This window comes from Roseomonas indoligenes, from assembly GCF_017813365.1.
GTDB lineage: Bacteria > Pseudomonadota > Alphaproteobacteria > Acetobacterales > Acetobacteraceae > Roseomonas > Roseomonas indoligenes.
Genome location: NZ_JAGIZA010000002.1, coordinates 61,480 through 74,984, shown reverse-complemented (window position 1 = coordinate 74,984; position 13,505 = coordinate 61,480). Strand labels below are relative to the sequence as shown.

14 protein-coding genes are annotated in these 13,505 nt (G+C 72.1%); 5 read left to right on the top strand and 9 right to left on the bottom strand.

Annotated elements, in window-relative coordinates; all coding sequences use genetic code 11:
- Positions 1 to 116 precede the first annotated feature (116 nt).
- Entirely contained in the window at positions 117 to 2,732 is a 2,616-nt protein-coding gene (locus J5Y10_RS02745; protein ID WP_209370469.1) for a hybrid sensor histidine kinase/response regulator, read from the top strand.
- 30 nt (positions 2,733 to 2,762) lie between these two features.
- On the opposite strand, the gene J5Y10_RS28305 is transcribed toward J5Y10_RS02745, so the two are convergent.
- Positions 2,763 to 3,104 (bottom strand): Hpt domain-containing protein, encoded by a 342-nt coding sequence (locus J5Y10_RS28305; protein WP_209370467.1) that lies wholly within the window; start codon positions 3,102 to 3,104, stop codon positions 2,763 to 2,765.
- 237 nt (positions 3,105 to 3,341) lie between these two features.
- Here J5Y10_RS28305 and J5Y10_RS02735 point away from each other — a divergent pair, with 237 nt between their 5' ends.
- Both J5Y10_RS02735 and J5Y10_RS02730 read left to right on the top strand, forming a co-directional pair.
- A complete protein-coding gene (locus J5Y10_RS02735; protein ID WP_209370465.1) occupies positions 3,342 to 4,406 on the top strand; it encodes a family 8 glycosyl hydrolase in 1,065 nt (354 codons plus the stop codon).
- 84 nt (positions 4,407 to 4,490) lie between these two features.
- Positions 4,491 to 4,703 (top strand): hypothetical protein, encoded by a 213-nt coding sequence (locus tag J5Y10_RS02730; protein WP_209370463.1) that lies wholly within the window; start codon positions 4,491 to 4,493, stop codon positions 4,701 to 4,703.
- A 263-nt stretch (positions 4,704 to 4,966) separates the two neighbouring features.
- On the opposite strand, the gene J5Y10_RS02725 is transcribed toward J5Y10_RS02730, so the two are convergent.
- Both J5Y10_RS02725 and J5Y10_RS02720 read right to left on the bottom strand, forming a co-directional pair.
- A complete protein-coding gene (locus tag J5Y10_RS02725; RefSeq protein ID WP_209370461.1) occupies positions 4,967 to 5,824 on the bottom strand; it encodes a TIGR01459 family HAD-type hydrolase in 858 nt (285 codons plus the stop codon).
- Positions 5,824 to 6,882, bottom strand: a complete 1,059-nt coding sequence (locus J5Y10_RS02720; protein WP_209370459.1) for a quinone-dependent dihydroorotate dehydrogenase — start codon at positions 6,880 to 6,882, stop codon at positions 5,824 to 5,826. Before J5Y10_RS02720 ends, J5Y10_RS02725 begins: the two co-directional genes overlap by 1 nt.
- A gap of 121 nt (positions 6,883 to 7,003) precedes the next feature.
- Between J5Y10_RS02720 and J5Y10_RS02715 the strand changes: the two genes are divergently transcribed.
- Positions 7,004 to 7,849 (top strand): DMT family transporter, encoded by an 846-nt coding sequence (locus tag J5Y10_RS02715; RefSeq protein WP_245214261.1) that lies wholly within the window; start codon positions 7,004 to 7,006, stop codon positions 7,847 to 7,849.
- A 6-nt stretch (positions 7,850 to 7,855) separates the two neighbouring features.
- Here the strand turns inward: J5Y10_RS02715 and J5Y10_RS02710 are convergent, their stop codons facing one another.
- Genes J5Y10_RS02710 through J5Y10_RS02700 form a run of 3 tightly spaced genes read right to left on the bottom strand, consistent with a single transcriptional unit; the run spans position 7,856 to position 9,154 of the window.
- Positions 7,856 to 8,224, bottom strand: a complete 369-nt coding sequence (locus J5Y10_RS02710; protein ID WP_209370457.1) for a DUF952 domain-containing protein — start codon at positions 8,222 to 8,224, stop codon at positions 7,856 to 7,858.
- Between the two features lie 38 nt (positions 8,225 to 8,262).
- Positions 8,263 to 8,769, bottom strand: a complete 507-nt coding sequence (locus J5Y10_RS02705; protein ID WP_209370455.1) for a cell wall hydrolase — start codon at positions 8,767 to 8,769, stop codon at positions 8,263 to 8,265.
- Positions 8,770 to 8,773: 4 nt separating this feature from the next.
- Complete coding sequence (locus tag J5Y10_RS02700; protein WP_209370453.1) at positions 8,774 to 9,154, bottom strand: hypothetical protein; 381 nt, start codon at positions 9,152 to 9,154, stop codon at positions 8,774 to 8,776.
- Positions 9,155 to 9,253: 99 nt separating this feature from the next.
- On the opposite strand from J5Y10_RS02700, the gene J5Y10_RS02695 reads away from it, so the two are divergent.
- Positions 9,254 to 9,475 carry a hypothetical protein gene (locus tag J5Y10_RS02695; RefSeq protein WP_209371216.1) on the top strand — a complete coding sequence of 74 codons (222 nt, stop codon included), beginning with the start codon at positions 9,254 to 9,256 and terminating at the stop codon, positions 9,473 to 9,475.
- A 7-nt stretch (positions 9,476 to 9,482) separates the two neighbouring features.
- Here J5Y10_RS02695 and terL read toward each other — a convergent pair whose 3' ends face one another.
- Genes terL through J5Y10_RS02680 form a run of 3 tightly spaced genes read right to left on the bottom strand, consistent with a single transcriptional unit; the run spans position 9,483 to position 13,496 of the window.
- Complete coding sequence (gene terL / locus J5Y10_RS02690; RefSeq protein WP_209370451.1) at positions 9,483 to 10,928, bottom strand: phage terminase large subunit; 1,446 nt, start codon at positions 10,926 to 10,928, stop codon at positions 9,483 to 9,485.
- Complete coding sequence (locus J5Y10_RS02685; RefSeq protein ID WP_209370449.1) at positions 10,912 to 11,217, bottom strand: hypothetical protein; 306 nt, start codon at positions 11,215 to 11,217, stop codon at positions 10,912 to 10,914. Before J5Y10_RS02685 ends, terL begins: the two co-directional genes overlap by 17 nt.
- The gene (locus J5Y10_RS02680) at positions 11,214 to 13,496 is read right to left on the bottom strand and encodes a hydrolase (protein WP_209370447.1); all 2,283 of its coding nucleotides are present in this window, start codon (positions 13,494 to 13,496) and stop codon (positions 11,214 to 11,216) included. The genes J5Y10_RS02685 and J5Y10_RS02680 overlap by 4 nt, the downstream gene beginning before the upstream one ends.
- Between the last annotated feature and the right edge of the window lie 9 nt (positions 13,497 to 13,505).

The window sequence follows — 13,505 nt, the reverse complement described above, 5'->3', positions numbered from 1 at the left end:
GTCTGGCCGCAATGGGCGGCGCCCCGTTCCGCCGGTTCAATGACTGCGCGAGGGCCGGGCCATCCGATGCGGTCTCGCAAAAGAGACAAAGTGCTGCGATGATGGCCGCACCGCGCATGAACACGTCGCCAACTCCCTTCGACCGGCTGCTGAGGCACGGCCCCGCCAGGCCTGCCACCCCTCGACCCTGGCGGCTGTTCGCGGCAACCGTTCTGATCGTGGGCGTCTGCTTCGCCGCTGTTTATCTCATTTTATTCGACCGGGGCCAGCGCGAGGCGGCGAATGACGCGGAGCGTCTGACCATGGGCGTGACCGCCGCCATGGCCGACCAGCTCGCCCGCGCCATCCAGACCGTGGACTTCGTCCTGCTGGACATGGCGGAGCGCACCGCCGACCCAGACCCCGCCGGCACGACGCGTTCCCTCGCCGGGCGGATCCGCGACGTGCCCCAGTTGCGGGCGGTGCTGGTAGTGGACGCCAACGGCATCGTCACCGCCTCCACGGTGGAGAGCCTGCGCGGCGCCTCGGTGGCGGACCGGGACTGGTTCCGGGTGCTGCGGCTGGGCGGCCCCGCGCTGCGCCTGGGCGCGCCTGAGGCGGGGCGCTTCCTCGGCGGCTCCGCCTCCATGCAGGCGCGCGCCATCCAGGCGGCAGGCATCTGGTCCATTCCGCTCGCCCGCGGGCTGCGGACCCCGGGCGGGGAGTTCAACGGCGCGGCCGTGGCCCTGCTGAACCCGGACTACCTCATCTCCATCGGCCGCCGCCACGCCGAGGCCTTCGGGGTGACGGTGCGGATTCACTCCCTGAACGGCCTCCTCCTCGCCCGCTCCGACGGGCGGGTAGACGGGATCGGGGAGGCCAACCCCTCGGCCTGGCTGTTCCGCGACTTCCTGCCGCGGCGGGAGACCGGCACCTTCTCCGGCCAGGACCAGGACGGGCAGAACGTCTTCGCCTCCTTCTCCACCATCCGCCAGGGCACGATGGTGATCGAGGCGGCGCGGCCCCGGCGCGCGGCCTTCGAGGGGGTGGAGCGGCTGGGGGCCCTGCTGATCGGCGGCGGCGTCGCGATCGCGGCCATCATGCTCGTCGCCCTCTGGCTCATGTCCCGCCAGGCGGCGCTGCTGAAGGCGCAGGGCGACGCCCTGCAGGAGAGCGAGCGCGAGGCGCGGGCCGCCACGCGGGCCAAGGAGGAATTCCTGGCCGCGATGAGCCACGAGATCCGCACGCCGATGAACGGCGTGATCGGGATGACCGGGCTGCTGCTGGATTCCAACCTGGACCCGATCCAGCGCCGCTACGGCGAGACCATCCAGGGCAGCGCGGAGCACCTGTTGATGGTGCTGAACGACATCCTCGACTTCTCCAAGCTGGAGGCGGGGATGATCGAGCACGAGCACATCCCCTTCACGCTGGAGAACGAGATCGCCACCATCGTGGAGCTCTTTGCGGCCCGGGCGGCCTCTAAGGGTGTTGAGATGGTCGCCTCCCTGCCGCCGGAGATGCCGCGGCAGGTGCTCGGCGATCCCGGGCGCTTCCGGCAGATCCTGTTCAACCTTGTCGGCAATGCCATCAAGTTCACCGAGAGCGGCTGGATCGAGGTCTCGATCAGCGCCGCGCCGCTGGAGGACGAGCCGGGCGCGCTCCGCCTCAACGTCGCGGTCGCCGATACCGGGATCGGCGTGGACCCTGCCAAGGTGCCGATCCTGTTCGAGCGCTTCACCCAGGCCGATGCCTCCATCAGCCGCAAATACGGCGGAACCGGGCTGGGCCTGGCGATCTGCCGCAAGCTGGCCGAGCAGATGGACGGCGGGATCGAGGCGACGCCGCGCAAGGGCGGCGGCAGCGTGTTCCGCTTCTGGATCGTGGTGGGCGCGATGCCCCAGCCCGAGCCCGTGCGGCCGCCGCTGGCCGGGCGCCGCATCCTCGTGGTGGACGACCTGTTGCTGAACCGCGAGGTGATGGTGCGCCAGTTCACCGCCTTCGGCGCCTCGGCAATGGCGACGGAGGGCGGGGCGGCGGCCCTGCACCTGCTGCGCCTGGCGGCGCGGCGCGGCACCGCCTTTCACGCCGCGGTACTGGATGGCGCCATGCCGGGGATGGGGGGGATCGAGGTCGCCCGCCAGATCCGGGCGGAGGCGGCGGCGCTGGGCAACCCCGCCCTCGTCCTCTGCTCCTTCGGGGTGGAGGCGCAGGCGATGCCCCTGGGCGCCCCGCCGCCCGGGCTGATCGACGCCATGCTGCTGAAGCCGGCCCTGCCCAGCCGGCTGCTGGAGGCCTTGCTGGGGGCCCTGGCCCCAGCCGGCGCCGCGGCCGCGCCGGAGCCCGCCCGCGAGCCCGAGCCTTCCCGCCCGCAGCGCCTGCTTCTGGTGGAGGACAACGCCACGAACCAGCTCCTCATGCGCGCCCTGCTGGCGCGGATCGGGGCCGAGGTGACGGTGGCGGGCAATGGGGCCGAGGCGGTGGAGGCCTGCCGCGCCGCCCGCTTCGACGTGATCCTGATGGACCTGCAGATGCCCGTGATGGACGGGCTGGAGGCGACGCGGGCCATCCGCGCGGCGGGGCTCAACCGGGAGACCCGGATCGTCGGCCTCACCGCCGCCGTCGGTCCGCAGTTCGAGCGCCAGTGCCGGGAGGCGGGAATGGACGACTACCTGTCCAAGCCCGTGCAGCGGGAGCAGCTCATGCGCGCGATCGGCTTCACCCCGCGCGTGGTGGAGCCGGCGGGGGAGTAAGGCCGGCCCTCCGGCCACCGGGCAGGAGGATCAGCCGCCGTTCTCGGCCGCCAGGGCCGCCAGCTCCACGAGCGCCGCCTTCGCCTCTTGCCCGATGCCGAGGATCATCTGCTGGGCCGGGGTGCGGTCGTCCGAGCGCATGGCCTGCCGGGCCAGCGCTTCCAGCGCCTTGGCGCCGATGGAGCCGGCTGCGCCCGCCAGGCTATGGGCGGCCCGGCGGTATTCCTCCGTGTTTCCCGCCCGCACGGCATCGATCATCTGCCGCACCAGCCGCGCGAGGTCCTGCTCGAAGGTCCGCACGATCCCCACGAAGACGTCGCGTGGAAGCTCTGCGGCCAGCTGGCCTGCTACGTCCGGGTCGATGGCGCTCACGCGCGCAGACTGCTCGCCCTGCCCGGCAGGGTCAACACAGGCAAACCGGCCGTTATTGCCCAAAGGCCACAGGAGTGTGTTCTACGTGATGCACCACTTCGAGATGCGCTTGACGATTGTAGACAACTTATGCGTGCATCGTTCCGTTAACACACCGCACACTCTTTGGGCATTGCGACGATGGAATCCTCTGCCGACCCCAACGCTGCCCTTCGCACCGCCGGAAGTCGTCGTGCCATGCTGGGGCTGCTTGCCGCCCCTGCCCTCCTCGGACTGCCGCGCAGTGTCCGGGCGCAGGGCATGCCCGAGTGGCTGGCCGAGCTGAAGACCGAATGGGCCGCCTTCCGCGGCCGCTACGTCACCCGCGAGGGCCGGGTCCTCGATACCGGCAAGGGTGACGAGACCCATACGGAGGGGCAGGGCTTCGGCCTTCTCTTCGCCGCCGAGGCCGGGGACACCGCCACCTTCGACCGAATCTGGGACTGGACGCGCCGCTACCTGCGCCACCGGCGGGACAACCTGCACGCGTGGCGCTACCGCGGCGACTCCGTGGATCCGGTGGGCGACCAGAACAACGCCACGGACGGCGACATCCTGATCGCCTGGGGCCTGATGCGCGGTGCCGACCTTTTTACCCGCCCTAACCTGGAGCGGGAGGCGGCCCTGATTGCCCGCGACATCCTAACGCTTTGCACGCGGGAAGTGGCCGGCAAGCTGGTGCTGCTGCCGGCCCAGGGCGGTTTCGAGAAGCGGGACCACGTGGTGGTGAACCCTTCCTACTATGTCTTCCCCGCGCTGACGGCCTTTGAGCGGCTGGTGCCCGGCCCGCAGTGGCGGCGCCTGGTTTCGGACGGGCTGGACCTGTGCTGCCGGGAGGCGCGCTTCGGACGCTGGGGCCTGCCCGCCGACTGGATCGAGGTGCCGCGGGAAAGCAGCTTCAAGCCCCGCCTGGCCGCCAGCTGGCCCACCCGCTTCTCCTGGGATGCGGTGCGCGTGCCCCTCTACCTCGCCTGGGCCGGGCAGAAGGACAACCCAGCGCTGCAGGCCTGCGCCAGCTTCTGGACCCGCCCCACCGCCGAGGTGCCGGCCTGGACGGACCTGCGGAACAACAGTCTCGCGCCCTATCCCGGACATGCCGGAATCCAGGCTGTCGCCATGCTGGCCCGCGCCACGCAGGACCCGCGCCGCCGCATCCAGGAACTGCCGCGCGTGGCCCAGGCGCCCGACTACTACGGCGCCTCGCTCATCATGCTCTCCCGGATCGCGTGGCAGGAGGCCCGGGCGGGCGCCCCGACCGTCTGATCCGGCGGGCCTGTGCCCGCTGGCGGCCCGGATGGTGGGGCGGCATCCTGCCCGCTCCGCCATTCCCGTCCGGAGTCCTGGCCGATGCGCCGTCCCCTCCCCTTCCTGCTGCCCCTGGTTGCAGCGCAGTTGCTCCTGGCCTGCTCGCCGGACACGGGGGAACGGGCCGGTCGCTCCATGGACCGGGCAGCAGAACGGACGGGCGATGCCCTAGGCGGCGCGGCGCGTGACACCGGTGCGGCGCTGAACCGGGCCGGGAACTGGGTGGGAGACCGCGTGGAGCCGGGACGGCGCTGAGGCGATCTGAGCGATTGGTGCTTGTGGCCCCAGGGAAGCTCTGCCTCCCTGGACCCTCCGCCAGGAGCCTGAGGCTCCTGGACCTACCCTGGGCTGCCGCGGATGCGATGATCGAAGGGCGGCGCTGAAGGGCTGAGTGACACCGTGTCAGCCCGAGCCGCGCTGTCAATCGCCAGCGAAGCACTCCGCGGCAGCCCGATAGAAGAAGATGAGAGGGGGTCCAGGGAAAGAGAATTCCTTCTCTCCTCCTGAGGCCACGAGAACTACCAGCGCAAGGCGCGCAACGCGGCGATCGGGGAAACGCCTTCAGCGGTCGCGCGGGCGACCAGGGTGGCCGAATCGGCGTCAGCCAGGCCTTCCTCGGCCGCCAGCCCGCCCAGGGCCCAGACCGCGTCCAGGCCTGCTGCCTGGGCGCCCGCCAGGTCGGTATGCGGGCTGTCGCCGATGGCCACCACCTGGTCGCGTGGCAGGTCCAGCAGCTGCAGCACGGGCTCGTAGGCGTCCGGGTCGGGCTTGCCGATTTCCAGCGTGCGGCCGCCAAGCGCGGCGTAGCGCTCGGAAAGGGCGCCAGCGCAGATGATACGGCGGCCGCCCACGACCACCTCGCGGTCCGGGTTCACGCAGATCATGGGCAGGTCGCGCGCGAGGGCGGCTTGCAGGGCGGGTTCGAAGGCCGTGACGCCCGCCCGGGCCCCCTCGGGGTCGGGGCCGGTGTTGAGGAGCCAGTCGGCCTCCTCTGCCCGGTCCGTCAGGGTGATGCCGAGGTCTTCCACCACGGAGTGGTCGCGCGCGGTGCCGATGAACATGGCGCGGGTGCCGAGCGGCTGGATGAAGGGGTGGGTGCGGTCCCGCAGCATCCGCCACGTGATCTCGCCGGAGGACATGGCGTGGTCGTAGAGGGCGCGGTCCACGCCGAAGCGCGTCAGCTGCGCCTCGATCACGTGGGACCGGCGCGGGGCGTTGGAGAGGAAGACGATGCGGGCGCCGGATGCCTTCATGCGGGCCAGCGCTTCGGCCACGCCGGGGAAGGCGGCCTGCCCGTCATGCACGACGCCCCAGAGGTCCAGCACGAAGCCGCGGTAGCGGGCGGCAAGGCCCGCCACGCCGTCGAGGATCTCCATCAGGCGTCAGCTCCGATCGCGTCCGAGAGGCTCTTCACCCCGTCCCGCCGCAGCAGGGCGGCGAGGTCCCGCCGGATGCGGGGAATGAGGGCGGGGCCGGCATAGGCGAAGCCGGCATAGGTCTGCACCAGCGTCGCGCCGGCCCGGATCTTGGCATAGGCCGTCTCGCCGCTCTCCACCCCACCCGCGCCGACGAGCACCAGCTGCCCGCGCGAGAGGCGGTGGATGCGGCGGAGGAGCTCCGTGGAGGGCTCGAAGAGGGGTCGGCCGGACAGGCCCCCGGCCTCCACCGCCTTGCCGGAGCGCAGCGTGGCCGGGCGGGCGATCGTGGTGTTGGAGACGATGAGGCCGGCGACGTCGCGGTCCAGGCAGGCTCCCACGATTGCCTCCACGGCCGCCTCCGCGAGGTCGGGCGCGATCTTCACCAGCACGGGCGGGCGGCGCTTCAGCTCGGACCGCGCCGCGAGGGTGGCGTCCAGGATGGCGGCGAGGCGGACCTCGCCCTGAAGGTCCCGCAGCCCCGGCGTGTTGGGGGAGGAGACGTTGATCGTCACGTAGTCGGCGAGGGATGCCACGCGGCGATAGAGGGCGGGGTAGTCCGCCTCCGGCGTCGTGCTGTCCTTGTTGATGCCGATATTGGCGCCCAGCACGGCGGGCAACGGGCGGGGCAGTGCCTCCAGCCGCGCCGCATAGGCCTCGATCCCCTCGTTGTTGAAGCCGAAGCGGTTGATGACGCCGCGGTCCTCCTCCAGCCGGAAGAGGCGGGGGCGCGGGTTGCCGGCCTGGGGACGCGGGGTGGCCGTGCCGCATTCCACCAGGCCGAAGCCCAGCCGCATCAGGGGCAGCACCGCCACCGCGTTCTTGTCAAAGCCGGCGGCAAGGCCAATGGGGTTGCGGAAATCCAACCCCATCGCGTGCAGGGCCAGGATTGGGTCATCCGTTTCCCGGTCCCGTCCGGCCAGGCCAAATTGCAGGGCCCGCAGCGCCATCTCGTGCGCGCGCTCGGGGTCTAGGCCCCGGACGAGCGGCATGAGGGCTGAGGCGATGGAGGGAAGCATCGCCGCCGCTTTTGCCGCAGCGCGGCAGGAAGGGCCAGAGCCAGAGGCGCCGCCCGCCGCGTTGACGCGCGCGTGGCGGGCGGGGAGAAGCGGCGCGAACCGGATCGGGGGGAGGCGCTGCTTGCGCGGGCCGTTGCTGCTGCTGGGCTCGCTCGCGCTCTTCGCGGTGCTGGACGCCAACTCGAAGCTTCTCTCGGGCGGCTACCATGTCAGCCAGGTGCTGGCATTCCGCTATGCCGTGCTGCTGGCGCTGCTGGTGCTGGCGGGGCTGCTGGGGCTGGTGCGGGCGGATGGGCCGACCGGGCTGACCTCGCGCCGGCCCCGGGCGCAGCTGTTCCGCGCGGCGCTGATGGTGGGGTCGGGGGCGGGGTTCTTCCTCTCGCTCCGCAGCCTGCCGATGGCAGAGGGCTACCTCGTCTACTTCACCGCGCCCTTCATGGTGCTGGGGCTGTTCCGGCTGATCCTGAAGGAGCCGGTGCCCGGGCGGGCCTGGATCTGGTGCGGGGTGGGGTTCCTGGGCGTGCTCGTCGCGCTCTCGCCGGGGATCTCGGCCGGGGCGCCCTGGGCCGCCTATGGCTGGGGGCTCTTCGGCTCCCTCTGCCACGCCATGATCATGGTGATGAACCGCAGCCTCAGGCACGAGCCGGGAATGGCGCGGCTGACGCTCTGGAGTGCCGGCCCTGCCCTGCCCCTTCTGCTGCCCTGGGCGGCGGTGGAATGGCGGACGCCGAGCCTTTCTGATGCGCTGGCCCTCTCGGCCAACGGCGTGCTGGCGGGCGGGGCGATGGTGGGGCTGGCGGCGGCCTTCCGCCACGCCAGCGCCGGGCGGCTGGCGCCGCTGGAGTTCACCGCGCTGCTCTTCGCCGTGGCGGCGGACGTGCTGGTCTGGGGGGTCTGGCCGCCGGCCGTGGTGTGGCTGGGGGCCGCGATCGTGGCCTTCGCGGGGGTGATGGCGCAGCGGCGCTGAGCGGCTCTAGGGCACCCAGGCAGGGAAGCGGTGCAGGCCGTCCTCGTCCAACGGCAGGAAGACGGCACCGCGCACGGCGGTGAGCGGCAGCGGCGCGTAGAGGTGGGGAAAGAGGCCGGGTCGTTTGCCGCCGGCGGCCGGTTCCCAGCGCAGGGCCTCGCCCAGGGCGGCGCTCTCGGCGCTGACGAGCCAAAGGTCGGGCTCGCCGGCACGGTGCTTCGCGGCGCTGGCGCGCAGTTGGGCGGCGCTGGAGAAGTGCAGGAAGCCGTCGCGCCGGTCGTCGGCGCTGCCGTGATAGGCGCCGGCGGCCTGGGCGGCGCGCCAGTCGGCGCCGCGCATCAGCGTATGGATCAGGGGCTCGGGCGCGGCGGTCATGCCCCGCTTCAAGCGCGGCGAGGGGCCGGCGTCCAGCATCAGGCGGCCACCAGCGCGGGCGCGGCCGGGGCGGCCGGGCGGGCGCCGGTGTCCAGGCGGTAGAAGAGCAGCCCGCCAACCTCCTCTACCGGCATTTGCGCCACGGCCCAGGCGGGCAGGTCCTCGGACGGGTGCCAGTGGGTCGCGCCGCCCGTGGGGTCGCCCAGGGTGCCGCAGATCGCGCGAACGGCGATCCGGCGGCAGATCGCCAGGGCCGGGTCGGCCACCGGCGGCGCTTGCAACAGCGTGTGGGCAGTATGGCGCGGGTTGTGGCTGGGGAAGAGGAAGGGGTCGCGGCAGATCGCGGCGATTTCTCGCGCGCCCGGTTCCGGCAGGCGGGCATGGCCGCCGCGGGCGAAGGGCGCCGCCCCGGGGGTGCGGGGCGGGCGGGGCACGGCGGCGCGGGCGCGATTCACGGCCAGCGCCGCCAGGGCCTCGATCGCCCGCACGGGGCGGCGCCCGGCCTCGGCGTAAAGGGTCCGGGCCAGGATATCGGTGGCATCCATGTCGTCAGCGGTCCTCGGCGAGCACGCGCATCTGGGCGGCGGTGCTGTGGGCGGCGCGCGTGGCCTCGTCGAGCTTCTGCTCGATGCGGATGAGGTGCGCGGTCAGGCGCCCGTCCACGTCGCGGATGAGGGAAAGGGGGACGTAGGTGCGCGCCACCTCCAGCTTGAAGGCGGCCAGGTCGTCCCGCGTCCGCTCCAGCGCCGCGTGCTGCTGGGTGGCCTCGGAGCCGGGCTGGGTCGCCAGGGGTGGGGGCGAGGGCGGCAGGATCTCGGGCGGCTGCGCGATGCTGCGGCGAAGCGAGTGCAGCATCCAGGCCAGCACCGCCATGAGCGGGGTCTCCACCGCGGCGGAGATCCACTGGGGATCGGGGGAAAAGGACGGCATGGGTCCTCCTTCGGGCCAGGGGCCGGAACAGCCGGGGTTGAAGCGGTGGTGCCCCGCCCCGACTTGCCGGGGCGGGGCGAGGGGTGCTTTGAGCGGGCGATGTGGAACGAGCCGTATCTTGAGACCTGCTGCCGGGCGGCCCTTCACCGCCTATTCCTGACGCATGGCGGAACCCGCCCGGCGGGGCTGCCGGACGAGGCCTGCCTGCGCCGCCTCTGCGGGATGGGCTTCGCCGAGGAGGTGGCGCCCGGGCGTTTCGAGATGACCGGGGCGGGCGCGGCCCGGCACGCGAGCGAGGTGCTGAAGAAGTCCGCGGCCTGAAACGCCTTCAGGCACCCCGCCAGGACGCCCCGCGCGGCGCCGGGGGAAGCCCGGGCATCCGCACCGGCTCCGCCAGAAGGCAGCCCGCCACGGCGTCCAGCGCATCGTCCCGCACGCCCGCCGTGCCGGGCTTCCACTCCATCATTTCCTGCGGGAAGGCCGTTCGGAACACCGCCTCATGCGCGTGCAGGCGGCGCGCGGCCATCACCGGGTCCAGCGCGCCGAGGATGCGCTCGTGCTTCGCCTTGTGGCTGTGGTATTCCATCACGGTGCAGGCCGCGCCGGCGCGCGCCATCTCCCGCCGCAGAAGGGGCGGCAGGAACTTGCCGATCCCGTTCGTCTCCACCCGCACCACCGGCAGCAACAGCTCCTTCGCGATCTGCGCCACGCGGCGGCACTGCTGCGTGGCGGGATCGGGCTGCGCCTCAGGGTCCTGGGTGATGTAGGCCAAGCGGTGCAGGTAGTGGTTGCCCTCCCCGTCGCAGAAGGTGGCGGCGAGAACGCTGGCATCCCCCTTCCCTTCCCGCCCATAGGCGGGATCCCAGAAGCCGCCGCCGGAGACGAGGCGGCGCCCGAGCAGGGAGAGGACGGGCCGCCCGTTCGCCTCGCGGTAGTTCGGCTCCTCGCCGTAGCGGACGAGAAGCGCGGGATCGAGCCGCGCGGCGCCGGAGGAGGCGCATTCCAGCATCATCTGCCGCCGGAACTGCAGCGGCCCCACGCGGTCCTGCAGGGCGCGGATCATCTCGCGCGGGAAGCGTTCCGGCCAGGCGCTGCGGCCGCCCGTGTTCATCACGGGGATGCGGAGGCGCCGATAGGTGGCGAGGTAAGCGCCCTCCGCCTCAGCCGGCGCGTAGAGGCTCTCCGCGCAGTGTGGCGTGCCGACGAAGAGGATGGTGCCGCCCGGCGTCAGGATGAACTCGCACTCGGAGAGCCGCTCGCGCAGCTCCTCCCGCTTGCCGGGCGTATCGCAGTTCCCCGCAACCTCCACGTCGTCGCAGACGATCAGCTCGGCCCGCGATCCCGTCACGTTGCCGCCGATGCCCTGGGCGAGCATGGAGGGCTCGCGGATGGCACCCTTGCGGCGCACGGTGAAGCGGTCCGTGGCCCACATCCCGTCGCCGCCGAGGAGATGGCGGCAGAGCGGGTGGCGCTCCACGATCCTGCGCACCGTCGCCACCATGCGCGCCGCCAGCGCGTGATCGGCGGCGAGCACGAGGATGCGGAGCTCCGGCTGCACGGAGAGGCGCCAGGCGCACCACAGCCCCACCAGGGTGGACTTGCCGCAGCCGCGGAACGCCATCAGCAGCAGGCGCCTGTCCTCCCCCGCTTGGCGCGCCATCAGCCAGCGCGCCACGCGGCGGTGCACGCCGGGGGTGTTTATCCCGGCGCGCAGGTTCCAGGCATAGAGGAATTCCAGGAAGTCGGGCTGGAGCTCATCAGGCGGCGTCGTCATCCTCCGGTCTCTCCTCGCCTTCTTCCTGTTCAGCCAACTGGATGGAGCGGCGGGCCTCCGCGATCAGCGCGCCCGTTTCCGCCACCGCGTCCGGCTCCACCTGCCCCTTGTCGAGCTTCATCAGGTGCTCGAGATGCGCGAGCGCGGAGCGCGCCGCCGCGTGATGGGCGGTGAAGGCTTTCGGGTCCTCGTGCGTGCCGGGGGCCGGCCCGCGCGCGACGAAGGCCTCGTAATCCGCCACCACCTTGCGGATGGCGCGGTGCAGTTCCTCCGGCGTCAGCGGGTTCAAGACTTCACCGCCCGCACGCGCACCGTGCCCGCGTTCAGGTCGATCGCCGCCGCGCTGCGGTTCCAGGCCGTGACGGTGATCACGTCCTGCGCGCCGACCTGCGCGAGGAACATCACGCCCGACGAGGAAAGGCTGAAGGCCGCCTGCACGAAGTCGCCGGGCCGCACCCCCGTGCAGGGCACATTGAGCGAGGCCGAGCCGCCCGCCGCGATGGAGGGCGGGTCCCAGGCCATCTCAGCCTTCAGTTCCCGCGCGCCGTGCGGCAGCTCCGGCGTGCCGTAGAGCACCGCCGGGCTCTGTGAGGGGTCGCAGGCCAAGCGCATGCTCCGCACCTCGTAATCCGTGCCCACGCGCGCCACGCCGATGATCGCGGTCTGCACCTGCGGCGCCAGCCGCACCACCTGCAGCCGCGTCAGCCCGGCGTCGTTGCTGTCCGCATTGCCCTGCCACCATCGCGGCCCGTCCACATAGGTCAGCGACATGCCGGAGGCCCGGACCATCACCCCGTCTGCCGCCGTCAGCAGCGCGTTCCCCGCGCCGAAGCACTGGATGATCATGCGGGGGTCGTCGGCATCGACGGCCAGTGCGAACTCCTTGCACTTCCGCGCATCCACCACGAAGCCGAGGCCACGCCCACCCGGCAGGATCACGCCGCGATCCGTCAGCACATAGCTGTCCAGCGCCTGGAAGGCGAATTGCGGTAGCAGGGTTGGCGCGTTGCCGACATTGGTGGAGAGGCAGGCCAGCTTCTCGAAGCCGATCTCCGCCGCGTTCCACCGGATCGCGGCCGCGCGCAGATTCGGCACCTCCGCCAGCGTTCGGGTTGATTCCCGGTGCGCCGCCGCCTGGTGCAAGCAGCGCACCACGCTGCCAACGCGGGTCGCCGTGGCCGTGTAGTCGATGTCCACGCCATAGGCCTGGCTGGCCCAGGCCACCTCGTAGAGGTGATCCTGCGCGCCGGCGGTGTGGCGGGCCACGAAGGCGTCGCAGCCCTCCATGCGGATGTTGCGGGCCACCACCGCGCGCGAGTTCACCCCGATCAGGAAGGGGATCCCGTCAATCGGCCGGTCCCGCGCCTGCAGCTCGAAGGCCGGCCCATCGAAGACGTGACGGTTGTGCGCGACATAAGCGCCGGGCGCGGCGGAGAGCCGGATGCCGTAGCGGTCCTTGTCGGGATAGGTCGCCAGCGACATGGCGAAGTGCCCGCCGTAGTAGCGCACCGAGGTGTTCCACGCCGCCGCGCTCGCCGTCCGCACATCAAGCCCGTAGCGGTTGTCCACGATGCGGCCGAGATAGAGCACGCTGTCCTCGAAGCCGCGCTCCACGCCCAGGGTCTGCACGCCGATGGTGAACATCTCCACTTGGCGGATGTCGATCAAGCCGGAGTCCTGGTTCCGGATGAGGATGCCGACGTCCCGCTCATCCTCCCAGGAGGAGAGACCGGCGCGCAGCACCCGCAGCCCCTGGTAGATCTTCGCGCGGTTCCGCACGTTGCCGCCGTCACCGAGCGTCAGCGCCGCCTCCCCGCCCGCGCCGGCATAGAGGATGGCACCCCGCATGGAGAGGCCCGCGGCGGCACCCGGAAGGGTCAGCGGGATGGTGGTGCGAAAGGTTCCCTCTCCGATGTCCAGGAACTTGCCCGAGGCGGCCGCCGCGTTCATCGCCGCCTGCAGCGCCGGGCCGTCATCGGCCACGCCGTTCCCGGTCGCCCCGAAGTCGCGGGCGGAGAGGCGTTCGGAGAGCTTGTCCTCCACCGTGCGTGGGATCGCTCCGGGGAAGGGCGCGGAGAGCGTCGCCTCCCCGCGGGAGAAGGTGGCGATGTCGCCAAGGCTGTCGAAGCCCAGAAGTCGGTTGGCACGGGCGGCGCGCTGCGGCAGCTCGAACCGCCCGCCCGCCTCGCCCGGCCCCTGGCGGATGGTTCCCGTCGCCTCCTCCCTCACCTCCTGAAGGGCGGCCATCTGGCGGTCCAGCTCGTCGTTCAGCGTGTTGGCCCGCAGCACGCCGTTGGGCTGGTAGTCCGTCACCCGCTGCATCACCAGGTGGCGCCGCAGCACCACCCTGGCGCCGGCGGCCGGGGCCCGGGCGAAGGTGACGAGACCGCCCTCCGAATTGCCGGCGCCGGAGACGGCGTAGCCGGCGGCCATGGGCAGCGCATCGACATGCACGGCGATGTCGTCGGCCTGGAAGACGGGAAAAGGATAGACGAAGGCGGTCTGCGCGCCATCGGCCACGTACTGCACGCGCGGCGCGATGTCGCCGATGCGGATGTGCTCGGCCATCAGGATTCT

Bases quoted from the DNA above. Each gene is read 5' to 3' on its own strand.
- J5Y10_RS02680 (WP_209370447.1), bottom strand. From the start codon at position 13,496: ATGGCCGAGCACATCCGCATCGGCGACATCGCGCCGCGCGTGCAGTAC.
- J5Y10_RS02710 (WP_209370457.1), bottom strand. From the start codon at position 8,224: ATGACCGCCGCGCCCGAGCCCCTGATCCATACGCTGATGCGCGGCGCC.
- J5Y10_RS02745 (WP_209370469.1), top strand. From the start codon at position 117: ATGAACACGTCGCCAACTCCCTTCGACCGGCTGCTGAGGCACGGCCCC.
- J5Y10_RS02700 (WP_209370453.1), bottom strand. From the start codon at position 9,154: ATGCCGTCCTTTTCCCCCGATCCCCAGTGGATCTCCGCCGCGGTGGAG.
- J5Y10_RS02695 (WP_209371216.1), top strand. From the start codon at position 9,254: ATGTGGAACGAGCCGTATCTTGAGACCTGCTGCCGGGCGGCCCTTCAC.
- J5Y10_RS02735 (WP_209370465.1), top strand. From the start codon at position 3,342: ATGCTGGGGCTGCTTGCCGCCCCTGCCCTCCTCGGACTGCCGCGCAGT.
- J5Y10_RS02730 (WP_209370463.1), top strand. From the start codon at position 4,491: ATGCGCCGTCCCCTCCCCTTCCTGCTGCCCCTGGTTGCAGCGCAGTTG.
- J5Y10_RS02720 (WP_209370459.1), bottom strand. From the start codon at position 6,882: ATGCTTCCCTCCATCGCCTCAGCCCTCATGCCGCTCGTCCGGGGCCTA.
- J5Y10_RS02705 (WP_209370455.1), bottom strand. From the start codon at position 8,769: ATGGATGCCACCGATATCCTGGCCCGGACCCTTTACGCCGAGGCCGGG.
- J5Y10_RS02725 (WP_209370461.1), bottom strand. From the start codon at position 5,824: ATGGAGATCCTCGACGGCGTGGCGGGCCTTGCCGCCCGCTACCGCGGC.
- terL (WP_209370451.1), bottom strand. From the start codon at position 10,928: ATGACGACGCCGCCTGATGAGCTCCAGCCCGACTTCCTGGAATTCCTC.